Here is a 26,064-nt window from a genome sequence, read left to right on the forward strand (position 1 = left end):
CGGAAAGAACGATCTCCACAGCAGTAGGGCCTCGTTGCGCCATGAAAAGAAGGTATCAACTAACTCTGAGGATTTCTGGCGCAGCACACTAGTGCCGCATCAAGCAACGTTCGCCCTGTCGACGACTTCGCGCAGCCGCTGGTCAGGCTGTCAGGTGAAATCGTCCGTGCCAGCAGCGGTTGTTTACAACCCGTCCGGCCGTGGTCCGTGGATCCAACGGACCATCGCACCGCAATGTCGTCAGTCGCGATCGGCGGGGGCTTTCCCGCAGCGGGCTCGACGGTCCGCATGACTACGATCAACCGACCCCAGAGTGACGCGCCGACGACATCAGGCGGCTGGTCGAGAACCTCAGCGGCGAGTCGGCCATCGTCTTCAGCACCGGCTCCGTCGCCGCTTGCGCCCGGGCGCGACAGCCGGACAGGACCCCGGCAGACCCCACAGGTACTGACTCACGCGTTCTTGGTCGCGGTCACGTACCGTGTCCACGGCCTGATGTCGGTGAACTCCAGCCCAGAGAAGCCGAGTTCGCGGAGCGGGATGGCAAGGAGCCGGACGTTGGTGTCAGTGAACGGGTCGACGCTGGGATGGCCCTCCGGGCCGGGTGCCCGGTGGAGGGTGAGGCGACCCAACAGACTCGCCAGCCTCGGCGCCATCTGTCCCGTCGGGTACACGTCGGCGATCAGCAGCCGCCCACCCGGCCGCAGGACCCGGTGCATCTGCTCGAGCGCCGTCGCCCGTTTCTCAGGCGGGATGTGGTGGACGACGAAGGTCGAGGTGACCACGGCGAAAGCGGCGTCGGGCAGGCCCAGGGCCTGGGCCGCCGCCACCTCGAAGTGGCAGTTTGGCGCCTTGCCCGCGTGGCTGCGGGCGTAGTCGATCATCGGCTGCGAGGGGTCGACACCGACGACCTCGCCCCGCGGGCCGACGACCTCGGCGAGCCGGCGGGCGAAGTGCCCGGGGCCGCACCCGACGTCGAGCACCCGGTCCCCAGGCGCGGCGCCGCTGGCCGCGGCCATGGTTGCATCCAGCGACCCGCGCCGCCCGGCGAAGAGCACGGCGAGTAAGACGTTGTACAACCGCACATGGGTGATCAGCACCCCGGGTTCCTCGTGCTGTGCCGCCTTGTGGCCGTGCATCGGGCCTCCTTACGCATCGGCTGCGCACCGGCGCCGGGCACACTCCCACCGTAGCCGTGAAGCAGCGGCTACGCCCGCACGGGCGATGGCACGTCGACACCGATACGCTCCCGCACCACCTTCTGGAAATGCGGGCACGCAGTCGAGGGCGCATTCGATCAGCTCGAGCGAGGCCTGCGCCTCGGCGATACGCCGCTTCAGCGCGGCACGACGCCGCTGCAGTGTGGCGCGCCGGGGGCCGGGATCAGCCTTCTGACCATCTCGCGGATGCTGTCGAGTTCTCGTCGCGGCCATCAACGAATGGCTGTGAACGGCCGTGCTGTGACCTTGCGTGGGCTTCCTCGAAACGAAGCGTTCTGCTGTCAGCCAAGACTGTCGCGCCTCCCATGGCATGGGCGCGAGCATCGTCACATGCAGCCGATCTTCGTCCTCGTGCACAGTCCGTCCGTAGGTCCCTCAACCTGGCACCCTGTGGCCGATCACTTGAGAGCGGAGGGATATCCGGTACGGGTGCCGTCCCTGCTGAACGTAGGCGCCGGCGCTCCGCCGTTTTGGCCCCGCATTGTGGACGCCGTCCGCGACGATCTGCGGCAGGTCACGGCCGACAGCCCCGTCACGTTGGTGGTACACAGCAACGCAGGCTTGTTCCTCCCGGTGATTCGCTCGGGCCTCGACCATCCGGTGACCAGCTCGATCTTCGTCGATGCCGCACTGCCGGCCCGGATCGGACCGACCACTGTCGCCACACCCGAGTTGCTGGAGTTCCTCCGCCCGATGGCTGTGAACGGCAGGCTACCGCGCTGGACTGACTGGTGGGACGAGGCAGACGTCGCACCCATGTTCACCGATCCGATGGTGCGGCAGACAGTCATTGAGGAGCAGCCGACCCTGCCGCTGTCCTACTACGAGCAGCACATCCCGGTCCCCGACGGCTGGGACGACCACCCCTGTTCCTACTTGCTGTTCGGCCCTCCGTATGACGACTTTGGCGCGGACGCGCGTGAGCGCGGCTGGCGTGTGGCACACCTGCCCGGCGCACACCTCCACCAGATCATCGATCCCGCCGGCACAGCCCGGCACCTCGTCGAGCTCGCCGGCACGGCTTGATCCACTTTCGATGCGCGCCATAGCGGGCCTGTCCCTGCTGGCGTGCGTCATCCGTCGGGTGCGCGGCGAACGTCGACGGGCCGGTGTTGCTCGACCTCGCCGCCCGCGCCCAGAGCCCCGAAACCCTGTGGGCCACCACCGGGACGGGCTGCAGCACAGCACCGACGGCGGACGCACCTTCCGTGCCGCCCCGGCCTCGTCGCCGTCGATGAGCCGGAGCCCGGGTTACTCGTCGGACTCGCTGCGGACGGCCGTGTGGTCAGCAGCCAGGGAGGTCAGACCTGGACCGAGCACGGCCGCCTGCCCGACGGCGGTGATCCCACCGTGCTCACCGCCGTGACCGCACCGCGGCTGCTGGTGGCCGACAGCACCAACGCCGTCTACGAACCCACCGATGCCGGACGCACCTGGACGGTCCTCCAGCGGCCCTCAACAAACGGCCCCCCATAGCGTAATACCCCCCGGGGGTATATCGTTCATTGCGTGTGAGGCTCGGAAGACGGGCCACACTGGACGGGAAGGGGGATGACGGTCATGGACCACAGCGCTCAGCAAACCGGCGCCGCGCACGACCACGCCAGCCACGAGGCTCATCACGGTTACGCCGCCCACCACGGCGGGCACGCGCACGGCGAAGCCTCCTGGTCGACGGCTGCCAAGGCGACGTTGCACTGCCTCACCGGGTGCGCCATCGGCGAGATCCTCGGCATGGTCATCGGTACCGCCCTGCTGTGGGGCAACGTGCCGACCATGGTCCTGGCGATTGCGCTTGCGTTCCTGTTCGGCTACTCGTTCACGCTGTTCGCGGTCCTTCGGGTCGGCCTGGACCTCAAGGCCGCGATCAAGGTGGCGCTGGCCGCCGACACCGTTTCGATCGCCGTGATGGAGCTGGTCGACAACGCCATCATCGCCCTCACCCCGGGCGCGATGGACGCCCACCTGTCGGACGGGCTGTTCTGGTCCGCCCTGCTGGGCGGGTTCGCGGTCGCCTTCCTGATCACCACGCCCGTGAACAAGTGGATGATCGGCCGCGGCAAGGGCCACGCCGTCGTCCACGCCTACCACTGACCCCGAACCGGCAGCCGCCCCGGGACGCCCCTTCACCGATCGGGGGGTGTCCCGGGCGCGTTTGCGTTGCCGCGCCAAGCCAACCCGCCAAGGGCCGGGGGTGGAAGAGGTGTGGCTGCCCGGCCCGCTGGCCTCCGGCAGCGACAAGGAGGCAACCCGTGCTGACCACGGTCAAGGACATGCTCGCCACGTACCCGGCCGACCTCGGCGATGTCGACCGCGAGAAGCTCACTAAGTGCATCGAGGAATGCATCGCCTGCGCACAGACGTGTACCGCCTGCGCGGACGCCTGCCTGTCCGAAGGCATGGTCGGCGAGCTCACCAAGTGCATCCGCACCGACATGGACTGTGCAGACATCTGCAACGCCACCGCGGCCGTCCTGTCCCGCCACACCGGCTACGACGCCAACATCACCCGCGCGATCCTTCAGGCGTGCGCGACAGCCTGCAAAGCCTGCGGCGACGAATGCTCCTCGCACGCGGACATGCACGAGCACTGCCGCCTGTGCGCCGAAGCGTGCCGGTCCTGCGAACAGGCGTGCAACGACCTCATCCAGGCCCTCGGCTGACCGGGCCCCGTGGCCGCCGGATTCCCCTCCGGCGGCCGCCACGGCGGGGTCAGGGTCCGGCCTGGTGCTGCTCCCGCCGCTGCCGGCGGCGGCCGTAGCGGGTCATCCCGCGGGGCTTGACCACCGACAGGGCGGCTGCGGTGAGCAGAGCCACGGCGGCGGCGCCCGCGTCCGCGACCAGCTGAATGCGCATGCCCTCCAGTTCACCCCCGGCCAGTGCGGCCCGGGCGGCGCCGTCGGCGAGGTGGCCGACCGGCTGCATATGAACGAGCAGCAGCACGGTGGCGAGCACGGTGATCAGGAGTTTCGCGATCACCCAGTAGTGCCGCATCAGCCCCCACACCGTCCCCAGCGACTGCACCACGCCGGTCAGCAACGAGGCGCCGGCAAGAGGAACGATCACACCCCAGCCCACCAGTTCCATCGCCACGTACGCCCCTCGGACCGTCTGCGGAGCGTCGCTGACCAGACCGGCGACGGCGAGAGCGAGGAAGGCCGCGACCGCTCCGAACCAGCCCACCGAAGCGGTGATGTGCGCGGTCAGCGTCGCCTTGCGCAGCCGCGCGGGGAACGGGCTCACGGCGTATGCCCGGCCATGCCGCCCCCGGCCAGGTGCACGACCACGAACACGACGACCAGGGAGACGGCCACTGCCGCGGAGGTCTTCACCCAGCGCGGCGTCTGATGATCGTCTGTTGCCTCAGGGCGAGGGGGTGTATCGGCCATGGCGTCCTCCACGGATTCCGACGCGCGGACCCGCCGCGCGATTACTTTTCGAGACAGGGTGTCTCCATCGCGGCGGAGTGTATCCAATCGGAGACGCCCGTATCCTTGAGGGGTGCCGAAGCTGTGGAACGAAACCATCGACGCGCACCGCCACGCCGTACGCGAGGCCATCCTCAACACCACTACCGAACTGGTGGAGGCCGGCGGACTGCGGTCGGTGACCATGTCCCAGATCGCCGAGAAGACCGGCATCGGCCGCGCCACCCTCTACAAGTACTTCTCCGACATCGAGGCCGTCCTTCTGGCCTGGCACGAGCGCCAAGTCACGGGCCACCTGCACCAGCTGACCGAGGCCGCCGACCAGCCCGGCACCGCCGTCGGGCGACTGCAGACCGTCCTTGAGGCGTATGCGGACATCGCACGCGTACGCCACGGCGGCGAACTCGCCGCACTCCTCCACCAGGGCCAGCACGTCACCTACGCCGAACGGCACCTGGCGCACGTAGTCCAGGCCCTGATCGCCGAAGGCGCCGACAGTGGCGGCCTGCGCGGCGACGTCCCGCCCGCCGAGCTCGCCCAGTACTGCCTCCACGCACTGACCGCCGCCGCGGGCCTGCCCTCCAAGGCCGCCGTCCGCCGGCTCGTCGAGGTCACCCTGGACGGGCTGCGCCCGGTTCCGTAAGCCACCCAGATCACACGGCTGACCGTGATTTTTCGTTGGCCGGAACCGAACACCGACCTGGCGTGTCTTAGGCCCCGCAACGCGCGTAAAACGTCACACATGGGCCCAAGGTCCAAGGGGGGAACCAAGTTGAGAACCATCACACGAGTCGCACTGGCATGCGTGATCGGCGTCGGCGCGATCGCCTCCACCGCCGGGACCGCACAGGCCGCCCCCGCGGCGGAGGGCGGATCCAAGCCGGCGAAGACGATCGAGAAGGGCTACGCGCTGTCCTGTGCCGGGCAATCCGCAGGCGTCTCTGTAGCCGTGGACCTGTACCAGAACTCCGCGTTCGGCTCGCACACCAGCGTGTCGATCGAGACGCCTGACGGAGAGTACGGCGGCGGTTACGGACCGGAGGACACCGCGCTGTTCTCCAACGGAACAATCGCGGCCGACATCCCGATCAGGAAGCTGGACGACACCGTAGAGCCGGCAGGCGACGCGGTTATCAGCGGCGCCTACGCGGCCGCGGGTGCGCCGAAGCCCGTGCATGAGGTCATCGAGGACCCGGCCGACCACTACGTGATCACCAAGGGCACCAACACACCTCTGCACACGACGGCCACGGTGAACGTGCTCGGCTCGACGGTCCCGCTGTCCTGCTCCACCGCCTTCGCGTTCGACCTCTCCGTGTGGCGGCTCACCCCAGGTCGCGGCTGACGAGTGAGTGCGCATGACCTGCCGCCGGTGCACCGGCGGCAGGTTGCGAGCCATGAGCCGCGCGGTGTCTCGGCGGGGCCCGGTCGCCCTGCTCCGGTTCGAAGCGGCTGCTCGCGCGGCTCGGGTCTGCCAAATTCGAAACCTATGGCTAGGTGGGCGACGCAGCACTACGTGCCCGACGCCGTGTCGGTGCTGGTCGTGCTGCTGCTGGCGCTCCTGGGAGCGGTAAGCGGTTGAGCGGTAGCCGCTGGACAGGTGCTCGACTGCGCTGAGGAAGTCGCGGAAGGCCCGGTCGGTGCGGGTGGTGTCGCCGGTGGCGTCGAGGTCCATGAGGAGACCACGGATGACAGCGAGAACGAGCGTCGCGAGATCCGGCCGACCGATGCTGCGCAGGCCGTCCTCGAGCGGCCCGAGCCAGTCGGTCGTCGCGGTGCGCCGGAAGTTGGGCCACAACTGCTGCTCCGCACTCTCGCGCAGCTGACCGAACATCCGCAGGTACGGCCGCCCGTCCGGGCCGGTGATGGAGGTCCAGGCGCGATCCAGGGTGGCCGTGTAGGGCTCGTCGGGTCGCACCCGCAGGAGGTCGCCGAATGTGTCGAGTTGGCGTTGCCGCGCGTGCCCGAGGACGGCGCGCAGCAGGGCGTCGCGGGTGCCGAAGTGATAAATCAGCATGCGGGCTGAGGTGCCGGTGGCGGTGGCCAGCGGCTCGAGCCGGTCGGGGAGGCCGTGCGCGAGGGCGTGATCAGCGCACGCATCGAGCAGCCTCTCCTTGATGTGCGGTTGCGGTCGTCTGCCCACCAACGTAACGGCGGCTACATCTACCGTTGATCGAAAGGCGGTCAAGGCAGACGTGGAGGTAGCGATGAGGGTCGTGTTCGTGCATGGGGCGTGCGCGCGGGACGGGTCGTGGTGGTGGCACCGCACCGCCGAGCTGCTGCAGGAGCGAGGGGTGCCGAGCGTGGCCCCGGCGCTGCCGAGCTGCGGCGAGGCGGGCCTGCCCGGCGGCGTCGGTGGTCCGGGGCTGTCCGAGGACGTTGCCGCGGTGCGGCAGGTGCTGCAGGCCGGCGACGAGCCGACCGTCGTGGTCGCCCACAGCTACGGCGGCATCATCACCGCGGAAGCCGCCGCGGGCGTCGGGGCGGTACGCCACCTGCTGCTGGTCTCCAGCTACCTGCCCGAGGTCGGGCAGAGCCTGTCGGAGTTCGGGGAGGGCAGCCCCGCCCCGTTCCTCGACGTCGACCCCGACGCCGGCACATTCGGGGTCCGCCCCGAGCTGCTCGTGGACACGTTCCTGCAGGACTGCGACTCCGAGGTCCAAGCGCAGGCGGCGGACCACCTCGCCCGGCAGAGCGTGCAGGTGACCGGGCAGCCGGTCGGGGCGGCCGCATGGAAGCAGGTGCCCTCGACGTACCTCATCTGCGCCCAGGACCGCGGCACCCCGCCGCGCCTACAGCGCGAGTTCGCCCGCCGGGCCGGCAGCGTCGTCGAACTCGACGCCGGCCACCACCCGTTCCTGTCCCAGCCCGCCGCGGTCCGGGACCTGCTGCTGAGCCTGTGACGGCAGCCGCGGACGAGCCGGGCCGGCGATCCGAGGACCAGGAGGCCGTCGTGAGCGCCGAGGAAGAACTTCTGTCGAGGGCCTACACGGCCTACAACGGGCAGGACGTCGACCTGCGAACACCGGCTTAGCGCCAGATTTCCGGCCGTTGATCCTCAAGGGCCGTCTCCCCCTGACGCGCGGCCCGCCAAGGTCAACCGCTTAGCGTTGTTTTTCGCTGGAAGCTACCGGCAGCCCTTGACGCGGTCCGAGGACCGGCCACCATCACGGCACCGGGGAAGGCCCCACCCACACTTCGGGCGTTGCTACTTCTCATCGACATTTCCGGGTCCGGCGATCGCGAAGTGCTGCCCAAAACCGTCGACAAACGTTGCCGACGACTCCCACCTACGAAACCACCGCCGGGGTACCGTCATTCTTCGCCTCCCGGCAGGAGCCCCGCGAGGCCTCTCCCGCCCAAGCCGTGATGGACAACGGCATGGCCGCCTGGACCTTCCTGCCCCTGACCGCCTCCGGGAACCCCGTCGGCGCCTGCGTGCTCGGCTACGACCAGCCCTACCCGTTCACCCCGGAGGAACGCCTCACCCTCACCTCTTTCAGTGCCCTGATCGCCCAGGCCTGGACCGGGCACGCCCGCACGACGCCAAACACCGGCTCGCACACGGCCTCCAGGCCAGGCTGCTGCCCCACAAGGCTACGAACATGACGAAACCGGACCCGAAGAGTGGCTCCGATTCGGCCACGTCCGGAGCGTTCGGCAAGGGAGTATTTCGAAGCACGGTGACGACCGTGCAGCCACAAGATGGGTATCCCTGTGACGGGCAGCGCGTCGACCGGGTTCAGGATCCCGAGGCGGTGACCGAGATCATTCTCGCGAACAGCACTGTGGATTGGGGGGCTGGCATCGGCTTTATCCGGTGGGCTACGTTATGCAGCCATGACTACCGGGACGGCATCGCGCCACACACGGATTGGTGACCCGGTGCTCTTCTGAGCGCCGTACGGGCCGGTGCTGGCCCGCTGTTGGATCGAGGATCTTGCGCTGCTGCGCGGGCTCCGCCTCCGTCGTGTTGATCACAGGCTCGACACGTCAACCACGACAGGAGAATTCATGCCCACCAAGATGCTGCAGATTCCCACCGCGGACGGCCAGGCCGACGCGTTCGCCGCCTTCCCCGACGGTGGCGGGCGGCACCCGGGGGTGCTGATGTACGCGGACGGCTTCGGCATCCGGCCCGTGCTGCGGGAGATGGCCCGCGAACTGGCCGGGCACGGGTACTACGTGCTCGTCCCCAACCTCTTCTACCGGCACGGCCCGGCACCGGTGATCGAACTTCCCGAGCACATTGGAGAAGAGGTCCGGCCCGCGGTCTTCGCCCAGTTGATGCCCTTGATCGAGGCGCACACCGCCGAACGTGTCCTGAGCGACGCCGACGCCTACCTCAGGTTCCTCACCACCCAGCCCGAGGTCGGTGCCGGACCGGTCGCAGTGACCGGCTACTGCATAGGCGGCCTCCTGGCGATGCGCACCGCGGCGGCCCACCCCGGCCAGGTGGCCGCTGTCGCCGGATTCCACGGCCCTGTGGGCGCCGACGGGCCCGACAGCCTGCACCGCCTCCTCTCCAAGCTCACCGCCCAGGTCCACCTCGGCCACGCCGAAACCGACATGACGCCCGAGGCCCTCGGCGAGCTCAACCAGGCCCTGGATGCCGCGGGTGTCAGCTACACCTCCGAGATCTACCCCGGCACCATCCACGGCTTCACCATGTCCGACACCGACGCCTTCAACCCCGCCGCACTGCAGCGCCACTGGGACCGCCTGCTGCCCCTTCTCCGCCGCACCCTGGCCAACGGCTGAGGCTCCGGCCCGGAAACCAAGCCGCCCGCCCGGACGGGCAGACGCCTCGGCCGGCGCCGACGCCGCACGGCCGCGGATGACCGCGAAGCGAACGCGTTGCGACGGTGGAGCAACGATCGCTTCGGCGTCCGCCGCCCGCTCGGCATCACTCCCAGATCACCGCCGTCCGCCACGATCGTGGCTGATCCCGCATTGCCCGTTCTGTCTGGGACCTGCTGCGCGGCTCGTCGCCAGCCAGGGCCGCGCGCTGGGTGCACACGTGGCGACCGGGGAAGTCCGCGCGTCTGCCCGGTTCGGCTTCGGTCAGCCGGTATGACGGCCGTGAACAGCTCGCCCGACAGCTGAGGCCACCCGCCGGATGGTGATCCAGCCCGGCGGCCGCCCGGCGGGCGCGGCGCCCGGCCGATGGCGGGGAACCCGCACCCGTAGCGTCCGGGGACTGATCCGGCACCGCACGGGAGTCGGCAGGGTGACGGCTTCACCGTCCAGCCCGACGGGGACGACCGGGACGTCGGCATCGACGACCACCTCGTCAGAGGTGGCCAGATTGGTCAGGCCGTGTGTCTGGCGGTGCGTCTGCCCACTTCGCAGCCGGGCGGCCGTCTCGGCGGGCGTCTCCGCCCTGGCGGCCAGTACCCCCAGGAGCCCGGAGTCCAGTTGCGCACGCCTGCCAAGCCCGGCCGGGTCATCGACCCGGTAGGGATTGTTGCTCACCAGCACGGCATCAGGCCGGTCCACAGTGAGCAGCCCTGCGCGTACGATCAGCTCCGGGCCCTCGTGGCGGGCCAGGAATTCCGGGAGGATCCGCACCATGGTGCCGATCTTGTCCTCCCGATAGGCCGGGTCCTGCACCAGGGCGGCATAGGCACCGAACGACACGTTGTTGACGAACACCCGCTCGCCTGCGAACCCGAGATCCACGCGCAGTTCGACGCCGTCCGTGAGGGCCTCCAGCGCGGCCGAAGGGTCGTCACGGTCCAGGCCGAGGTCCATCGCGAAGTGGTTGCGGGTACCGGCCGGAATGACCACGAAAGGAAGGCCGCTCTTCGCAGCCACCCCGGCGACAAGTGCCTGCGTGCCGTCTCCGCCGGCCACCCCCAGCAGATCCGCACCGTCATCCACCGCGCGTCGGGCGAAAGTCGCGAGGTCCTGGGGCCGGGAAGGATCGAGCAGGAGCACCTGAGCCCCCAACGCACGGGCATTTTCCGCGATCCGGAACCGGCTCGCCTTCCCTCCTCCCGAACGGGGATTCACGATCAGATACGGCCGCCGTGCAGCGGCCACCGGTCGGAACGCGTTCTCGGTCATGGCAAGCGCCGACAGGCCGCGTTCATCAGCCCGGCGCCCGTCACAGTCACAGGCGCCGACACCGCTGCCGTTACCACGCCCGCTGCTGACCGTGCCGTCCCCATGACGTTTCCTCCGACAGTTGCGGCCTACGGCACCAGCCCGGTCGCCTTGATGACAGTACTCACGGGTGAGGGGTGATGACGGCGCGTCCTTGGATCTTGCCGTCGTGCAGGAGCTGGTATGCCTCGTTGGCGCGTTCCAAGGGGAAGTGCTCGACCAGCATCTTGATCTTTTGCTGCTGGGCGAGGGTGATCACTTCCATCAGTTCGGGAAGGGAGCCCCAATAGGGCGAGGCGACCGAGCACTCGTGCGGCGGGCTCGAGAAGTTGACGGGCAGGGCTCCGCCGCCGAGACCGACGATGGTCAGGTGGCCAAGCACCCTGGCCACCTGAGCAGCCATCCGCAGAGTCGGGTCTATGCCGACCATGTCCAGCACGAGCTGAGCGCCCTGCTGCTCCGTCATGTCCTTGATGCGGGTGACCGCCTCCTCGCCCGAGAGCAGCGCGTCGTCCGCGCCCATGCGCTTGGCGGTTTCCAGCTTGCCGGCATCGGTGTCCACGGCGACGACGATGGTCGCCGCGCTGAGCGCTCGCATCATCTGGATGGCCATCTGGCCCAGACCGCCCACCCCGATCACCACCGCGGTCGAGCCCGGCCCCAGCAGGTGCAGCGATCGCTTGACGGCGTGATAGCTGGTCAGCCCCGCGTCGCTGAGCGGGGCGGCCTGGCGGGGGTCGAGGGTGCCCAGCGGAATCAGGAATCGCGCCGCCGGGACCAGCAGGTACTCAGCCATTCCGCCGTCGTGGCCGCCTCCCAGGCCCCCGCCCTGACCACTGATCTTCTGGCAGTAGTTCTCCCGGCCCTCCCGGCAGTTGGCGCACACCCCACAGCCCCAGGGACCGTAGACCATCACAGGGTCTCCGGGCGTGAACCCGGTGACACCCGGCCCCAGCCTCTCCACCCATCCCGCATTCTCATGGCCGAGCGTGAAGGGCAGTTCCGTGGCGAACCCGGGTGGTGGTCCGGGTGCCTCCATGATGTGCAGATCTGAGTGGCACGCACCGGCACCCCCGACCTTCACCAGGACCTGCCCCGGCCCGGGCTCGGGCACCGGCACCTCGCGCAGCTCGGGCGGTTGCTGCCATCCGACTAGTTGAAAAGCCCGCATAGCGATCCTTTACGCACGCCGATTCAGTCGCGGATCCCGTCGATGTCGACCAGGACGTGGCGCGGGCCGCGGAAAATCTGGTTGTGGCGGTACGGCGGTGGGTCCTCTACGAGCCGGGGGTTTTCCACTCGGCGGACGAACTCGCCGACCGCGACCTGGACCTCGAGCCGCGCGAGCGGAGCGCCGAAGCAGAAGTGGATGCCCTGGCTGAACCCGAGGTGCTGGTTGTCTCGGCGTTCGAGGTCGAGCTCGTCGGGGTTGGCGAACCGCTTCGGGTCGCGGTTCGCCGAGCCGTATGCCAGGAAGATCGGCGCGCCCTTCGGGATGGTGGTGCCTGCGATGTCGATGTCTTCCACAGCGGAGCGGGTGTGCCAGAACTGGACCGACGACTCGAAGCGCAGCAACTCCTCGACTCCGGGCACGATCAGCTCGGGCCGGCGGCGCAGCTTCTCGAGCGCGTCGGGGTGCCGCAGCAGGGTGAGCACGCTGTGGGCGATGAGATTGACCGTGGTTTCATGCCCGGCGAAGATCAGGAGCAAGGCATTGCTCACGAGCACGCCCTTGGACATCCCTCCCTCCGCGCCGTCCTCGTGCACCATCGCCGAGAGCATGCCCGGGCCGGGCTGCTGGGCGTACCGGTCGAGCAGCTCGGCTGCGAACTGCCCGAACTCCTTCACGGCCCGGCGACCCCCGGCCAGTCGGCTCTGCATCTCCTCGGAGGCAGCCTCGGGGCCGAAATCCAAAGAGTCCAGGGCCGTCTCGATCCAGCCGTGGAAGCGTTGCTCGTCTTCAAGCGGCACGCCCAGGACCTTGCAGATCACGGTCACCGGCAGGGGGTAGGCGAACTCGTCGACGGCATCGATCCGGGTCTTGCCCTGCATGTTGTCCAGAAGGCCGTCCACAATGCGGCGGATCTCGGGTTCCAGGTCGGAGATCAGGTGAGGGGAATGGGGCGGGCCGACGAAATGCGGCATCATCGTCCGGCGATCTCGATCGTGCTCGGGTGGATCCTGGGTGATGATGTTCGGCTCCAAAGAAATGACCGCCTCCGTGATCGGCTCGGCCTCTGCCGAGCCCTCGGCCGGGGCCGCAACCGGGACGGGGAGCTTCCTGGGATCCGAACTGACCCGGGGGTCGTGCAGCAGCGCGACGATCTCTTCGTAGGTACTGACGACGTAGGTGCCGTCCGGCTGCCGCGCCACCGGTGTTCTGCGGAGTTCCTCGTAGAACGGGTACGGATTGGCGCGGTTGGCGTAGCGGAGGGCCTGCTGCCAGGGGGTTTCCTCGACCACGAGGCTCCCCTCCTTCTTCCTGTCGATGCTGTCCGCTTGCACGCCCGACCAGGCGGGCGAGTCAACGAGGGCGAGACCGGAACTCGGCCCTCCGCTCGCTCGGGTCGTGGCCGGTCAGGACGACGTCGGGGATCGCCGTCGGGACGCCGGGTTGCGGGAACTCGGCCGGGATCGGCTTCATGTCGGGGGGCTGGTCCCAGCCCGGCGGCGGAGGCGGGAACGGACCCGATTGCTCGATCAGCTTCCCGTAGTACTCCAGCCACTTGCCGTGATCGAAGGTGACGGCGGCGACGATGCGGCCCCGGCGACCGTAGGCGGCGGCGAAGTGGCGCTCCTTGACGGACCCCTGCGTGAAGACGATCTCGTCGCCGAAAGGAGGCACGCCGACGGACTTGATGTTGACGCCGAACTGACCGGACCAGAAGCCGGGCAGCAACAGATGCGGGCGATAGTGGGGCTCGAGGTTCACCATGTTGTGGGCCGCGACCTCGGCGCCGAGAACGGCATTGTCCCAGTGCTCCATCGCGAGGAACTGGTACTCGTACAGCACGTGGGGCGCGCGCGCCACGTCCCCTGCCACGTAGATGCTGTCGGTGATCACGCCGTTGACGTCGAAGGCGCGACCGCCGGCGTCGCAGCCGACGCCCCAGAAACCGGACGCCAGCCCGGCGTCCTCCAGCCATTCAACGTTGCGGATCGACCCCAGCGAGGCCACCACCACGTCGGCGTCGATGGTGGTTCCGTCCGAGAGATGAGCACGCCGCACGTGTCCGCCGGAGTCGCCCTCCAGTGACGACACACCCAGCCCGCAGCGCAGGTCCACGCCGTGGTCGCGCTGCATCTCCGTGGCGATCTCACCGATCACCCCGCCGAGCGCGCCGACCAGCGGCGCCGAGCCCCGCTCGACGACGGTCACCGGGAGATCGAGTTCCCGGCAGACGGAGGCCACCTCCGAGCCGATGAACCCGGCCCCGATGACCATGACCCGCGACGGCGGCGCGGCCAGCGCCTTTTGCAGCTGTGCGGCATCATCACGCGAGCGCAGCGTGTAGACCCCGTCCAGGGCGGCTTCGTCCGGGTTCGGCCACTGTCGCGCGCGGGTGCCCGTGGCGATCAGCAACCGGTCGTACGGGATCTGCTCGCCGTCGGCCAGGCGCACCTGCTTGGCGGCCCGGTCCAACCCGGTGGCGGCCACCCCGAGCCGCCACTCCGCATTCACTTCTCGCAGACGGGGCAGCTTGGTGTGGTCGGCCGGCACCCAGCCTTTGAGCACCTGCTTGGACAGCGGGGGACGGTCGTAGGGCTCGTACGGCTCGTCCCCGATGATGGTCACAGACCCGTTGAAGCCCTCCTCACGCAGGGCTTCGGCGGCCCGCAGTCCGGCCAGGGACGCACCGACGATGACGATCCGGCCGTGGGCTCGGAACTCGCGCACCAGCTCTGCGACCGTTGCCGGCACGGTCATGACGTCGCGCTCCCCTCCGCGCCGTCCAAGCGGTCGATCACGATCGCCTGCACCGGACACGCCGCAGCGGCTCGCTCAACCTGCAGGCGCCGCTCGTCATCGGGGTTCGGCTCGTAGGTGAGCGCCTCCTGGCCAGTCAATCTGAAGACCTCGTGCGCCAAATACACGCACTGTGCGTATCCCTGGCATCGATTCAGGTCCACGGCGATCCGCATGGGCAGACTCCTTCCGATCTGCCGCCCAGCTGGACAGCCCACCCGCCGCCCCGGCCAGCGCCACCGGCTGAGCACCCGTATGTTCGATCTTCTTCGCCACGGCGGTACCCGCGGTGACGCTTACCGCCGGTGAGCGTCACGGTCCGAAGGTCGCGGTACACATCCGATGACGTCGGCATCAAGGTTTGCCCCGGCCGTTTCACCCTAAAAAAATACTCGCCCCGCCTTCCGACGACCGCAAATCCGCTGTTACGGAAGACATCTCTCAGGGCAGCTGTCGTTCTTGATCACTGACCGGTTCGTGCAGGTCCCGGGGCTTCCGGAGTGCCTGCCCGCATGGAAGCGGCCACCGTGATCATGAGCGTTTGTGGAGACAATACGGCCCCGGCCGCGGCTGAAGCCGCTGATCTCCGCAAGCACCTCGGCCGCGTCGTTCCAGGCGCCCGTCGTCATGCGGGCACCCTGGCCTCGTCCATGACCACGGCCATCTCACCCGGGGGGAGGGCCGGGTTGGCACCCGCGCTGCGAGGGGTCGTCCGCGAGCCGGGCCCGCTGCTCGGCATCCGCCTGGCCGCTCGTCGCGAGGCACCTCGCCGCCCGGCTGGAGACCGAGGTCAAGAAGCGCTGGCAGCCGCAGATCTGCGCCAAGGCCCGCAAGAAGGCGGCGGCCACCGGCAGCATCGTCATCGACACCCGCGCCCGGATCGGCTACACCGCCCCCATCGGCTCCACCGACGAGGACCGGATCCGCCACCTGACCGTGGCCCTGCCCCCGCAGTACGGCGCCCGCCTCTTCGACGCCCAGGAGCAGGGCGTCAGCGACCAGCGTCTGCAGGAGATCGCCGCCGAAGCGCTCAAGGAGGTGTACTTCCAGGACGGCGGCCGCCGCGCCGGCAGTCTGGAAGAGATGCGCTTCACCGACATCGAGCACCTCGACTTCGACGTGTAGACCCCCGAACAGCCGCGAGCCCCGGACCGCCGATTGCGACTGAGCGTTTCAGTTGGTGGGTGAGAGTCTGAGTCGGCAGGGCTGAGCGTTTCAGTTGGCGGGCCCGATCTGGGGACCCGACTGCCCCTCTGCGAGAATCGCCACATGGCTGAGCACGACACGGATCACGGCTACCTGTTGGACAACCGGCAATCGGAGGCAGGGATCCGATTCACCGCCCTCAGCGAGTTGTTCGATCCGGTGACGTTCCGGCACGTCGACCAGCTCGGGATCGCGGCCGGCATGCGGTGCTGGGAGGTCGGGGCCGGTGGTCCGTCCGTACCCCTCGGGCTGGCCGAGCGAGTCGGCCCCGAGGGAACGGTGATCGCCACCGACATCGACGTGTCCTGGACCCGGAATATGGCTGGTGGCGTGATCGAGGTGCTGCGGCACGACGTGGCGGCCGAACCGCCGCCGCCCGGGGCCTTCGACCTCGTCCACGCGCGGCTGGTCCTGGTACACGTCACCGACCGCACCGAGGCGCTGCGCCAGATGGTTCAGGCGCTGCGGCCCGGCGGCTGGCTGCTCCTGGAGGACGCCGACCCGGGGTTGCAGCCGCTGTTGTGTCCGGACGAGTCGGGTCCCGAACAGCGGCTCGCCAACCGGTTGCGATCCGGCTTTCGCACGTTGATGGCCGCACGCGGCGCGGACCTGGCGTACGGGCGAACCCTGCCCAGGCTGTTGCGTGAGGCCGGTCTGGACGACGTTCAGGCCGATGCGTACTTCCCGATCACCTCGCCGGCATGTGCCGTTCTTGAGGCCGCGACCGTGCGGCAGATCCGCCGCCGTCTGGTGGCGGAAGGGCTCGCCACCGACGAGGAGATCGACCGTCACCTGGCGAACGTCGCCACCGGACGCCTCGACCTGGCCACCGCCCCGATGATCTCCGCGTGGGGACGCCGCCCGTAGCCCTCCCATGATGGCCCTCGCCCTCTGTTCGCCCTCACGAAGATCCGTCGCCACCAGCACGGCTTCAACCCCCGCAAGGGGAAGGACGGCCGCTGCCTTGCACGCCGACTCAAGCGCCTTTGGGATCCGCTACGACGCCCGATGTGTCGGCGCACGTCCTCGAGAAGCTGGACGGCTCTGCGAGGGTCGCCTTGCTCACCCGTTGGTAGCCATGAAGCGGTGCCCGACCGGACAAGCGCTCAGACAGGGGAGAATGAGCGGCATGACACGAGCCCAGGCGCCGCTTGGGAGGTCAGGACCGAAGCCGCATCGATCAGCAGTCTGCGGTCGCGTTCCGGCACCGCAACGCCATGCGGGATCACGAACGCCTCGCGGACGTGCGCCGGGCTCCATTCGGGCGGGTGAGGGTCGTCAGTCGGCAGGCAAGCGTCCCGTTGAGCGCAGGTGCCAGCGCCGTTCGGCGTAGGCGAGGTCGTCGCGCCACAGGCGTCCGGCGGCGGCACGGATGAGCGGGCGCAGCAGCGGAGCCGCCTTGCGTGCCAAGGCGAATCCCGGCCGGTCGGAAGCTGCGATCACGGCTTCGATGACCGCCGTGCGCGGCCGGCCCTGCTCATCCGGTCCAAGCGGGGTGGCGTGCGTCTCGACCACGGAACCCACCCCCTCGCCTCCGGTGATGTGCATGACGACGGTGCGCGGTTCCGGCGCGGTGAACACCGCCCGCACCGGTACGACCAGACGTCCCGCGACCTTGAAGGACACATCCACGGTGAAGCAGTCGTCGGTCCCGCATGCGGCTCTGTCCGGTGCGCCGACCACAGTGAGGTCGACGAACGAGTGGGGGTGATACCAGGCACCGTGCCAGGGGTCCAGGCGATTGGCCAGCACGTCTTCCGGCTCGCAAGCCCCCACGCCGACGTAGACGGCCGACGTGGCACCCGCCGGTGCGGGACGGCGCGGCACGACAGGCGCGTCCAGCGGCGGCTCGCCGCTGGCTTCGTCGAGTCGTACCCACACCAGCACACCGTCGTCGTGCACCGGCAGTGGGTTCCAGCCGGCGAACGGGGTGCCGTTCAAGGTGAGTCCGTGCCAGTGGCACACCAGGGTGCCGCAGCGCACGGGACTGTCCCGCAGTGGTGCCCCCAAGTGGGGGCAGATGCCGGGCCCGGCGACCGGACGGCCGTCGGCGTCACGCCAGATGACCACCTCATGTCCTGCCACCGCCCGTGCCAGCGGACGGTCGCCGCCGATGTCACGGGAGGCCCCCACGACGTACCAGTTGCCGGACGGGCGTGCCTGAGCGCGCTTCAGCGCCTCGGCGATCACGGCAGGGCGGGCCTCGCGCCAGGTGGGCTGCTGGCGGTCCCAGCGCACTGGTCGCCTGCGGAGGGACAGAGGCAGGCGTCCACGCTTGCTCGGTGGGGTGATCCTCATACAACCTCCTCATGGACCGGTCGACAAGGCCTGCCGGGCGGGGCGGGACGTGGAGAGAGAGCGGCAGGGCGTCGGGCACGGGCGCGCAGCCGTGCGGCGGCCACCCGGGCGAGTCCGTCGGCGGCGACCGCGGCACGGCGTCGGCGGGACACGACCGCGCGGTGGTGCACCACCGAGTAGTTTTCCCGGGCTACGGCCTCCAGGATGCCGCCGTACAACACGAACGCGGTACGGATGCACGGACGGGACATCGGGTGGAGCATCCCGATTCCGGGTGCCGCCTCCTGGTAGACACCACGGGTCAGGGCCTCGAACTCGCGCAGTGCGGCGGTGATGCGTCGGTCGCGGCGGCCCGTCGCGCGACTCCACTCCAGTAGCCGCCGGTCGGCACCGTGGGCGCTGAGCAGGTCGGCGGGCAGGTACACGCGGTCGCGGTCGAGGTCCTCGCCCACGTCGCGCAGGAAGTTGGTCAGCTGGAAGGCCACACCGAGCGCGGCCGCGTGAGGTGCGGCCTCCTCGCGTGGGACGACCGTGCCGAGGACCGGCAGCATTTGCAGTCCGATCACGGCTGCGGAGCCATGCATGTAGTCGCACAGGTCGGCGTAGGTGGCGTAGTCGGTGACCATCAGGTCGGAGCGCATGGCGGCCATGAAGTCGGCGAAGTGGGCCTGGTCGATGGCGTAGCGGCGTGCCGTGTCGGCCAGGGCCAGCACCACCGGCTCACAGCTGCTTTCCTCCCTCAGCCCCGTCCGCAGACTCCTGTGAAGGGCGGACAGAGCCGCCTCACGGCGGTTGGCGTCGACAGCGCGATCGAGGGTGTCGACGATGTCGTCGGCCCAGCGCGCGAACCCGTACAAGGCGTGTACGGCCGCTCTGCGCTCGACCGGGAGCAGCCGGGTGGCCAGGAAGTACGTTTTGCCGTGGCGAGCGTTGAGCCGACGGCAGTGCCGGTAGGCCTCGCGCAGCGCCGGATCAGTGATGCCCGCCGCGTCGAGTTCACGGTCCGTCATACCGAAACCTCCTTCACCGTGGCGGACCTGCCGCGCGTGCGTGCGGTGACATGTGCGGGTCTGCCGGTGATCCGTGCCGCCGCCAACTTTCCCGACAGCAGCACGGTCGGCACGCCGACACCCGGTGTGGTGCCGCAGCCGGCGAGGACGGCGTTCTCGGTGCCGCGGACCAGGTTCCGGGGCCGGAACGGACCGGTCTGGGCGAAGGTGTGAGCTGCGGAGAAGGGCGTACCGGCGGCATGTCCCTGGGCATGCCAATCGGCCGGTGTGACGAGGCACTCCTCTTCGATGGCCGATTCGATGCCATCGAGGCCGCGCCGCTCGAGTTCCTGCAGGAGGGCGGCGCGGTAGCGCGAGGCGAGGTCGGTCCATTCCGTGGCGCCGGGGCCGATGTCGGTGTTGGGGCACGGCGCGAGGATGTAGTGCAGATGCCGGCCAGGTGGAGCCAGGTCTGGGTCGGTGGTCGTGGGCCGGGTGATGAGCAGGGAGGGATCGCTCATCAGCAGCCCGGTGCGCGTGAGTTCATGGAAGGTGCTGTGCCACGCCGCGCCGAAGGAGAGGGTGTGGTGCGCCAACTGCGGCCAGGTGCGCCGGGTGCCCGTGTGCAGCACTACCGCGGACGGGGAGTGCCGCAAACGCAGTGGGCGCCGCGGCGGGCGGCCGAGGAGCCGGTAGGCGACGGGCAGGTCGGGGGTGAGGACGACGGCGTCGCAAGGGATGCGGTCGTGGTCGGTGACCACGGCGGTGATTCTGCCGCCGGTGCGTTCCAGGTGCGTCACCCGCTGCCCGAAGCGCAAGTCTGCCCCTGCGTCGGCGGCGGCGTCCGCCATCGCCTGCGGCAGCGCGTGCATGCCGCCCCGGGGAAAGTACACGCCGGCGATGGTGTCCATGTAGGCGATGACGGCGTACGCGGCCATGGCCCGGGCCGGTGGGACTCCTGCATAGAGTGCCTGGAAGGTGAAGACGCGGCGCAGTCGCTCGTCCCGCAGGAAACGGCCGATGCGCTCGTCGAGCCGGCCGAACCCCCCGAGGAACGCCAGACGCACGAGTTCGGGAGTCAGCAGACCCAAGGGAGAGTCGAAGTTGGTGTCGATGAAGCGCCGCATCTGGGCCCTGTAGAGCTGTTCGAGCCAGTTGCGCAGCTGCTGGTAGCCCGCAGCCTCACTGCCTCCGGCGAAGCGTTCGACCTCCGCGGCCATCGCGTCCGCGTCGGTGTGCACATCGAGACTGCTTCCGTCGGCGAAGCAGGCGCGGTAGGCCGGTTGGAGCTTGATGAGGTCGACGCGTCGGCGCAAGCTGTCGCCGATGGCGGCGAAGGGCTCGTCGGCGAGGTCGGGCATGGTCAGCACGGTGGGACCGGTGTCGAGGCGGTAGCCACCGAGGTTCATCCGCCCCGCGCGACCGCCGGGCATCAGGTGGCGCTCAACGACCGTCACGCGACGTCCGGCGCCAATGAGGTGCAGCGTGGCCGACAGCCCAGCAAGCCCGGCTCCCACCACCACGACATGGTCGGTACGTCCTGGCACGGTGCGCATCACCGGCAGGCCCCTTCGGCAGCGGAGGCGAGCGGGGCCACGGGCACCGCGGCGTCCGGTCTTCGATGATCATGACAAGCCCCGCCAGGGGCTGCCGAGTTCAGCACGTGACGCAGTCGGCGGCCGCCTTCGGGGTCGAGTAGCGCGCTGTCGAGGTGGTGCAGCCCCTGGGCCACGAGTCGGCCGATCCTGGCCTCGGCCATGGCGCGGGCCCCTGTCGCCACCAGGACGTCTCGCACTTTGTCGAGGTCGGCCTCCGAGAGGTCCGAGCGGCCGAGCGAGTGCTCCAGGATGGCGAGGGTGTGGCGGTCGCCGGAGGCCTCGGCCCGGGCCCGGGCGAGGGCGATCAGGTAGGTCGGCTTGCCTTCACGGATGTCACCGCCGACGGGTTTTCCGGTCTGCCGGGAGTCGCCGAAGATGTCGTTGAGGTCGTCGCGGAGCTGGAAGGCCATGCCGACGCAGTGGCCGGCCGAGCGAAGTGCCCGCATGGTGGTTTCGTCCGTCCGTGCGAGAGCGGCTCCGAGCGCGAGCGGCCGTTCGACGGAGTAGCGGGCGCTTTTGAGGCAGGCGGTGCTCAGCGCGTGGGGCAGGGAATGCGACGCCATGGCCTGGCCGTGGATGTCCAGGTATTGACCGGCGACCATCTCCGTGCGCATGTCGCTCCACATGGGGCGCACCCGTCTCGCGACCTCGGGTTCGAGCGTGGTTTCGGCCATCAGGTCGTCGGCCCAGGCGAGCGCCAAGTCGCCGGCGAGGATCGCGCTGGCCTTCCCGAAGGGCTCGAGGCGGGCCGGTGCGGCTGCGCCGGCGTACTGCGCGCAGACATCGGCGTGCAGTGCGGACCGGCCGCGACGCAGTGCGGAGTCATCCATCACGTCGTCGTGGACGAGCGCACAGGTCTGCAGGAGTTCGAGGGCGGCGCCGACCCGCAGCCCCGCCACCACCGAGGCCCGGTCGTTGCCGCCGCAGGCGCGCAGCGCCCACCACAGCAGTTGCGAGCGTGTGCGGTGGCCGCCCTGGCTGAAGCGCGCGACTCGCTCGGCCACGTCGTCGGCGAACAGTGGGTTCAGGGTCCGGGCGCGGTCGACACGGTCGGCCAGGACCTGGTCGAGTACGCGGCCTACGGCTGCGGGCACGTCCTTGTCGACGGCGCATGCATCAGCGGTTTCCGCTTGCAGCGGGGCAGTCGCGGCATCCCTCGAGAAGGGCAGTGGCTCGGCCGTTGGCCCGTACGGCTGCACCCGCGCGATGGAGGCTGACAGGGCTGGCCTGCGAGGGACGGACGGCGGCCCGTCCGTGTGGTGATCTTTCGCCTGTGTGGGGCGCATCCCGTTCCTCTCATCGTGTTCGCGCATTGCTCCGTCCCCACTTCCTTCGGCCTGCAGGTCGGACGCGGATGCGGATAGGGGCGACCTGCGGCACGGGCGGCTGGCACATGTTTTCCCGTCTACGGTTTTGTCCCGCACCGACGGGCGGCTGTCACACGAGCGAGTGGTCTGCATCCGATCGGGCGCAGGGCCAGGAATGCTGACGGTGCGTGCCGAAGACCGAAGGAGGAAGCCGTCGTGTGGGAGGCGGATGTTGCCATCGTCGGTGCGGGAGCCGCCGGACTCTCCTTGGCCCATGGTCTGTCGGCACCCGTCTTTCGCCGGCGGAGGCTGTCGGTGGTCCTGATCGACGCTCCGCCCGGCCCGCTGCGTCCGCCGCGTCGCACGTGGTGCTTCTGGGAGCCCGGCAGCGGCCGCTTCGACGCCGCGGTCACGGCGTCGTGGCGGCATCTGCGCATCCGTGCACGTACAGGGGACCCCATCGAGGGGGACATCTCACCCTTGCGCTACAAGATGATCAACTCGGACGACTTCGAGGAACTGGTCGCCCGCCAGGTGGCGCACAACCCCTGCCTGCGGCGCTTGGAGGCCACCGTGGAGACCGTGGAAGACGTCCACGGGGGAGCTGAGGTCCACGTGCGGGACATCGATGGTCTACCTGCCGTCGTGCGCGCTCGCTGGGTTTTCGACTCACGCCCGCTGGGCAGCCTGCCGGCCGCGCGTACCACGCTGCTGCAGCACTTCCACGGCTGGTTCGTCCGCACCGCCCGCCCGATCTTCGACCCCGGCACAGCCGATCTGATGGACTTTCGTACTCCTCAGCCCCGCAGTGGCCTGTCGTTCGGCTACGTCCTGCCCCTCGGCCGTCGCGAGGCGCTGGTGGAGTACACCGAGTTCTCTTCGCAGGTGCTGTCGGCGACCGACTACGAGACGGCGATAAGGCACTACGCCGAGGAGGTGCTCCGACTCGGTGATCTGAAGGTCCTTTCGACCGAGACGGGGGTCATCCCGATGACGGATGCCCCGCTGCCCCAGCAGGTCGGTGCGTCGGTCTTCCGGATCGGTGCCGCCGGCGGTGCCACCCGCCCATCGACCGGCTATACCTTCGCCGGCCTGCAACGCCAGACCCGGGCCGTGGCCGCGGCCCTGCACCACGGCCGCCGGCCCGTGCCTCCACCTGCCCACTCGGCCCGCTCCCGAGCCATGGACGCTGTGCTGCTGCGCACCTTGGACAGCGGCCGGGCCGACGGCCCCGACCTCTTCACGCTCCTTTTCGCACGCGTACCCATGCGACGGCTCCTGGACTTCCTTGACGGCCGCACACGACTGCGCGAGGACCTCGCCATCGGCCTGCACGTCCCGATCGGGCCGATGCTGCGCTCGGCGGTGGAGCTGCCCTTCCTGCCCCGCCGACCGTTCGACGGACCCTGACCCAGCGGCCCATGGTCGCTCGACACCGTACGGAGACCGCATGACCTTGCTGCGCGACCAAGATCTGGCTGCCGCGTTCGACCACGCCGCCCGCAGTTACGACGTGCTGGTGGCCGTCAACCCCGGCTATCACGCCCACCTGCGTCGCTCGGTACGCCGTCTCGGCCTACCCGCTCAGGGCCAGGGCCTGCGGATCCTGGACCTCGGATGCGGCACCGGCGCCTCCACCGCCGCACTTCGTGCCATTGTGCCGGCTGCAGAGATCACCGCCGTGGACGCCTCCGCCGGCATGCTCGAACGGGCCGCCGCCAAACGCTGGCCGCACGGCGTCACGTTCGTACAGGCACCGGCGGAGCGGCTGGCAGAGGCTGGTGTGAAGGGGCCGTTCGACGCCGTATTCGCCGCCTACCTCTTCCGCAACGTGTCCGACCCCGCTGCTGTGCTTGCCACGGTGCACCAGATGCTGGTCCCGTCAGGCCGGCTCGGCGTGCACGAATACACCCTCAGCGGGCGCCGCACGGACCGGGCGGTGTGGACCCTGGTGTGCCGCGGCATCGTCCAGCCCGTAGCCACCCTGCTGGGAGACGGCGAGCTGTACCGCCATCTGTGGCGCAGTGTCGTCGAGTTCGACACCGCCGACCGCTTCGCCGACCGCCTGCGCACCGCCGCGTTCGACCGCGTCCGCACCCTGCCGCTACCGGGCTGGCACACGGGCATCACCCACACCTTCATCGCCCGCCGCCCCGACGCCGCACCGGAGGACCGATGAGGCGCCGGCCGGATGCCGCACGCCGCGGCCGAGACCGCCGGGCATGCCTGCTGCCGCCCCCGCCCGGCGCCCCGAGAATCCTTGGCACCCGGCCCACGACCGCGGTGGTGGGAGGAGGCATCGCCGGCTTGGCCGCGGCGACCGCACTGGCCGAACGGGGCGTGGCCGTGACCGTGTACGAGCGCCAGCCCTTCCTGGGCGGACGGGTCGGCGGATGGCCGGTACAACTGCGGGACGGCACCACGATGACCATGAGCCGTGGCTTCCACGCCTTCTTCCGCCAGTACTACAACCTGCGGGGCCTGCTGCGCCGCACCGACCCCCGGCTCGAGCGGTTCACCGCGCTTCCGGACTACCCCTTGCGACACAGCAGCGGGCTGCAGGACAGCTTCCGCCGCATCCCGCGCACGCCACCGTGGAGCGCCCTGAGTTTTGCCGCGCTCAGCCCCTCCTTCGGCCTGCGCGACCTGCGCCGCATGAATCCGGCCGCGGCCCTCCCACTCCTCGACGTCCGCGTCCCCGAGATCTACGAACGCTTCGACGACACCTGCGCACATGACTTCCTGGAAAACATCCGCTTCCCCGCAAGCGCCCGCCATCTCGCGTTCGAGGTCTTCTCCCGCAGTTTCTTCGCCGACCCGCGACAGCTTTCAGCGGCCGAGATGGCACTGATGTTCCACATCTACTTCCTCGGCTCCGCCGAAGGCCTTCTCTTCGACGTGCCCCGCGCACCCTTCCCGCAGGCGTTGTGGAACCCACTCGCCGCATACCTGCGGCGGCACGGCGCCGACGTCCGCATCTCCACACCCGTCGAACACATCACCCCCCTCCCGGGCGGCGGCTACGAGGTCGCCACCGCCTGTGAACAGCAGCGACACGACACCGTAGTACTTGCCCTGGACACCGCGGGACTGCGATCCCTGGTCGCCCGCTCCGAACGGCTGGGCGACGCCCCCTGGCGAGAACGCATCGCCCGCCTGCGCAACGCCCCGCCGTTCCTGGTCACCCGCCTGTGGCTGGACCGACCTGTTGCCTCCGACCGGCCCGGTTTCCTCGGCACCAGCGGGTACGGCAGCCTCGACAATGTCAGCGTGCTGGAACGCTGGGAGGACGAAGCGGCCCGGTGGGCGGCGCGTACCGGCGGATCCGTAGTGGAACTCCACGCCTACGCGGTGCCGCCGGACGTGCCCCGGGACGTCGAGCAAAAGCGCCTCATCGACCAACTCCACCGCCTCTACCCGGAAACACGTGCGGCCACGGTGGTCGACGCACGCCACGAGTGGAGAACGGACTGCCCCTTGTTCGAGGTGGGCAGCCATCGCCACCGGCCGACCGTGCGCACTCCCGATCCCGGCCTGGTGCTGGCCGGCGACTTGGTACGAGCCGATCAGCCCGTGGCGCTGATGGAACGGGCGGCGACGACCGGCTTCCTTGCCGCCAATGCCCTCCTGCGGCGCTGGAACGTGCGCGGACAGACACTGTGGACCGTGCCCGACCGCGGACGCAGCGCCCTCCTGCGAGCCCTGGGAACCGGACGGGGCAGCGAGGCTCACGCGCCGCACGAGGGGCCGCTTCCGACAAGCGGATCAGGGCAGAAGTGATGGCGTGACCCACCCGGGCGTTCGCAGGGCGAAGCAGGACGCGGCATCTATGAGACTTCTCCCCGGCAACCGCCCCGTCCCGCGCAAACGGCTCGGCCACACGGCCTTCTCCAATGCGGCGGGACCGGAGGGCCCGGACCGTTTCCGCATCCACGGCACACCG

Annotated in this window: 27 protein-coding genes and 1 pseudogene; 17 read left to right on the plus strand and 11 right to left on the minus strand. The window is 69.7% G+C overall.

Annotated elements, in window-relative coordinates:
• Window positions 1-452 precede the first annotated feature (452 nt).
• The gene (locus ABT009_RS41505; RefSeq protein WP_351306859.1) at window positions 453-1,139 is read right to left on the minus strand and encodes a methyltransferase domain-containing protein; all 687 of its coding nucleotides are present in this window, start codon (window positions 1,137-1,139) and stop codon (window positions 453-455) included.
• 510 nt (window positions 1,140-1,649) lie between these two features.
• On the opposite strand from ABT009_RS41505, the gene ABT009_RS41510 reads away from it, so the two are divergent.
• The 4 genes from ABT009_RS41510 to ABT009_RS41525 all read left to right on the plus strand — a co-directional run bounded on the left by ABT009_RS41510 (window position 1,650) and on the right by ABT009_RS41525 (window position 3,883).
• A complete protein-coding gene (locus ABT009_RS41510) occupies window positions 1,650-2,246 on the plus strand; it encodes an alpha/beta hydrolase (protein ID WP_351306861.1) in 597 nt (198 codons plus the stop codon).
• A 255-nt stretch (window positions 2,247-2,501) separates the two neighbouring features.
• The gene (locus tag ABT009_RS41515) at window positions 2,502-2,696 is read left to right on the plus strand and encodes a hypothetical protein (RefSeq protein ID WP_351306863.1); all 195 of its coding nucleotides are present in this window, start codon (window positions 2,502-2,504) and stop codon (window positions 2,694-2,696) included.
• 84 nt (window positions 2,697-2,780) lie between these two features.
• Window positions 2,781-3,314, plus strand: coding sequence for a DUF4396 domain-containing protein (locus tag ABT009_RS41520; protein WP_351306865.1), 534 nt, complete (start codon window positions 2,781-2,783; stop codon window positions 3,312-3,314).
• Window positions 3,315-3,472: 158 nt separating this feature from the next.
• Entirely contained in the window at window positions 3,473-3,883 is a 411-nt protein-coding gene (locus tag ABT009_RS41525; protein ID WP_351306867.1) for a four-helix bundle copper-binding protein, read from the plus strand.
• Between the two features lie 49 nt (window positions 3,884-3,932).
• On the opposite strand, the gene ABT009_RS41530 is transcribed toward ABT009_RS41525, so the two are convergent.
• Window positions 3,933-4,463: a hypothetical protein gene (locus tag ABT009_RS41530; RefSeq protein WP_351306869.1), complete on the minus strand. Its 531-nt coding sequence runs from the start codon at window positions 4,461-4,463 to the stop codon at window positions 3,933-3,935.
• 258 nt (window positions 4,464-4,721) lie between these two features.
• On the opposite strand from ABT009_RS41530, the gene ABT009_RS41535 reads away from it, so the two are divergent.
• The 8 genes from ABT009_RS41535 to ABT009_RS41570 all read left to right on the plus strand — a co-directional run bounded on the left by ABT009_RS41535 (window position 4,722) and on the right by ABT009_RS41570 (window position 9,409).
• The gene (locus tag ABT009_RS41535) at window positions 4,722-5,291 is read left to right on the plus strand and encodes a TetR/AcrR family transcriptional regulator (RefSeq protein ID WP_351306871.1); all 570 of its coding nucleotides are present in this window, start codon (window positions 4,722-4,724) and stop codon (window positions 5,289-5,291) included.
• A gap of 129 nt (window positions 5,292-5,420) precedes the next feature.
• Window positions 5,421-5,993 (plus strand): hypothetical protein, encoded by a 573-nt coding sequence (locus ABT009_RS41540; protein WP_351306873.1) that lies wholly within the window; start codon window positions 5,421-5,423, stop codon window positions 5,991-5,993.
• A 255-nt stretch (window positions 5,994-6,248) separates the two neighbouring features.
• Window positions 6,249-6,674, plus strand: a complete 426-nt coding sequence (locus tag ABT009_RS41545) for a hypothetical protein (RefSeq protein WP_351306875.1) — start codon at window positions 6,249-6,251, stop codon at window positions 6,672-6,674.
• Window positions 6,675-6,855: 181 nt separating this feature from the next.
• A complete protein-coding gene (locus ABT009_RS41550; RefSeq protein ID WP_351306877.1) occupies window positions 6,856-7,551 on the plus strand; it encodes an alpha/beta hydrolase in 696 nt (231 codons plus the stop codon).
• Window positions 7,548-7,682 (plus strand): hypothetical protein, encoded by a 135-nt coding sequence (locus tag ABT009_RS41555; protein WP_351306879.1) that lies wholly within the window; start codon window positions 7,548-7,550, stop codon window positions 7,680-7,682. Before ABT009_RS41550 ends, ABT009_RS41555 begins: the two co-directional genes overlap by 4 nt.
• Window positions 7,683-7,921: 239 nt before the next feature.
• Window positions 7,922-8,257: a GAF domain-containing protein gene (locus tag ABT009_RS41560; RefSeq protein ID WP_351306881.1), complete on the plus strand. Its 336-nt coding sequence runs from the start codon at window positions 7,922-7,924 to the stop codon at window positions 8,255-8,257.
• Complete coding sequence (locus ABT009_RS41565) at window positions 8,254-8,529, plus strand: hypothetical protein (protein ID WP_351306883.1); 276 nt, start codon at window positions 8,254-8,256, stop codon at window positions 8,527-8,529. Before ABT009_RS41560 ends, ABT009_RS41565 begins: the two co-directional genes overlap by 4 nt.
• Window positions 8,530-8,662: 133 nt before the next feature.
• A complete protein-coding gene (locus ABT009_RS41570) occupies window positions 8,663-9,409 on the plus strand; it encodes a dienelactone hydrolase family protein (protein ID WP_351306885.1) in 747 nt (248 codons plus the stop codon).
• A gap of 303 nt (window positions 9,410-9,712) precedes the next feature.
• Here ABT009_RS41570 and ABT009_RS41575 read toward each other — a convergent pair whose 3' ends face one another.
• The 5 genes from ABT009_RS41575 to ABT009_RS41595 form a co-directional block, all read right to left on the minus strand.
• Complete coding sequence (locus tag ABT009_RS41575; RefSeq protein WP_502990066.1) at window positions 9,713-10,717, minus strand: diacylglycerol/lipid kinase family protein; 1,005 nt, start codon at window positions 10,715-10,717, stop codon at window positions 9,713-9,715.
• 163 nt (window positions 10,718-10,880) lie between these two features.
• Window positions 10,881-11,927, minus strand: a complete 1,047-nt coding sequence (locus ABT009_RS41580) for an NAD(P)-dependent alcohol dehydrogenase (RefSeq protein ID WP_351306887.1) — start codon at window positions 11,925-11,927, stop codon at window positions 10,881-10,883.
• Between the two features lie 23 nt (window positions 11,928-11,950).
• Window positions 11,951-13,219, minus strand: a complete 1,269-nt coding sequence (locus ABT009_RS41585; RefSeq protein ID WP_351306889.1) for a cytochrome P450 — start codon at window positions 13,217-13,219, stop codon at window positions 11,951-11,953.
• 61 nt (window positions 13,220-13,280) lie between these two features.
• Window positions 13,281-14,684, minus strand: a complete 1,404-nt coding sequence (locus ABT009_RS41590) for an NAD(P)/FAD-dependent oxidoreductase (RefSeq protein ID WP_351306890.1) — start codon at window positions 14,682-14,684, stop codon at window positions 13,281-13,283.
• Window positions 14,681-14,899, minus strand: a complete 219-nt coding sequence (locus ABT009_RS41595; RefSeq protein WP_168497133.1) for a ferredoxin — start codon at window positions 14,897-14,899, stop codon at window positions 14,681-14,683. Before ABT009_RS41595 ends, ABT009_RS41590 begins: the two co-directional genes overlap by 4 nt.
• Window positions 14,900-15,488: 589 nt before the next feature.
• Here ABT009_RS41595 and tpg point away from each other — a divergent pair.
• A pseudogene (gene tpg / locus ABT009_RS41600) lies at window positions 15,489-15,848 on the plus strand (telomere-protecting terminal protein Tpg); the annotation flags it as partial.
• Window positions 15,849-15,992: 144 nt separating this feature from the next.
• Entirely contained in the window at window positions 15,993-16,796 is an 804-nt protein-coding gene (locus ABT009_RS41605) for a methyltransferase domain-containing protein (protein WP_351306892.1), read from the plus strand.
• A gap of 411 nt (window positions 16,797-17,207) precedes the next feature.
• On the opposite strand, the gene ABT009_RS41610 is transcribed toward ABT009_RS41605, so the two are convergent.
• From ABT009_RS41610 to ABT009_RS41625, 4 genes are read right to left on the minus strand one after another with little or no spacing between them, the layout of a single operon-like run.
• A complete protein-coding gene (locus tag ABT009_RS41610) occupies window positions 17,208-18,227 on the minus strand; it encodes a DUF5914 domain-containing protein (protein WP_351306894.1) in 1,020 nt (339 codons plus the stop codon).
• On the minus strand, window positions 18,224-19,237 hold the full coding sequence (locus ABT009_RS41615) for a phytoene/squalene synthase family protein (RefSeq protein ID WP_351306895.1): 1,014 nt from the start codon (window positions 19,235-19,237) through the stop codon (window positions 18,224-18,226). The genes ABT009_RS41610 and ABT009_RS41615 overlap by 4 nt, the downstream gene beginning before the upstream one ends.
• Window positions 19,234-20,775, minus strand: coding sequence for a phytoene desaturase family protein (crtI, locus tag ABT009_RS41620; protein WP_351306897.1), 1,542 nt, complete (start codon window positions 20,773-20,775; stop codon window positions 19,234-19,236). The genes ABT009_RS41615 and crtI overlap by 4 nt, the downstream gene beginning before the upstream one ends.
• Complete coding sequence (locus tag ABT009_RS41625; protein ID WP_502990067.1) at window positions 20,772-22,100, minus strand: polyprenyl synthetase family protein; 1,329 nt, start codon at window positions 22,098-22,100, stop codon at window positions 20,772-20,774. Before ABT009_RS41625 ends, crtI begins: the two co-directional genes overlap by 4 nt.
• 237 nt (window positions 22,101-22,337) lie before the next feature.
• Here ABT009_RS41625 and ABT009_RS41630 point away from each other — a divergent pair, with 237 nt between their 5' ends.
• Genes ABT009_RS41630 through ABT009_RS41640 form a run of 3 tightly spaced genes read left to right on the plus strand, consistent with a single transcriptional unit; the run spans window position 22,338 to window position 25,901 of the window.
• A complete protein-coding gene (locus tag ABT009_RS41630) occupies window positions 22,338-23,531 on the plus strand; it encodes a lycopene cyclase family protein (protein ID WP_351306900.1) in 1,194 nt (397 codons plus the stop codon).
• Between the two features lie 40 nt (window positions 23,532-23,571).
• Window positions 23,572-24,300: a class I SAM-dependent methyltransferase gene (locus ABT009_RS41635; protein WP_351306902.1), complete on the plus strand. Its 729-nt coding sequence runs from the start codon at window positions 23,572-23,574 to the stop codon at window positions 24,298-24,300.
• Window positions 24,297-25,901: an FAD-dependent oxidoreductase gene (locus ABT009_RS41640; RefSeq protein WP_351306904.1), complete on the plus strand. Its 1,605-nt coding sequence runs from the start codon at window positions 24,297-24,299 to the stop codon at window positions 25,899-25,901. Before ABT009_RS41635 ends, ABT009_RS41640 begins: the two co-directional genes overlap by 4 nt.
• The last annotated feature ends 163 nt before the right edge of the window (window positions 25,902-26,064 follow it).

It is taken from the genome of Streptomyces sp. NPDC002896 (assembly GCF_040295225.1).
In the GTDB taxonomy this organism is placed as follows: Bacteria; Actinomycetota; Actinomycetes; order Streptomycetales; family Streptomycetaceae; genus Streptomyces.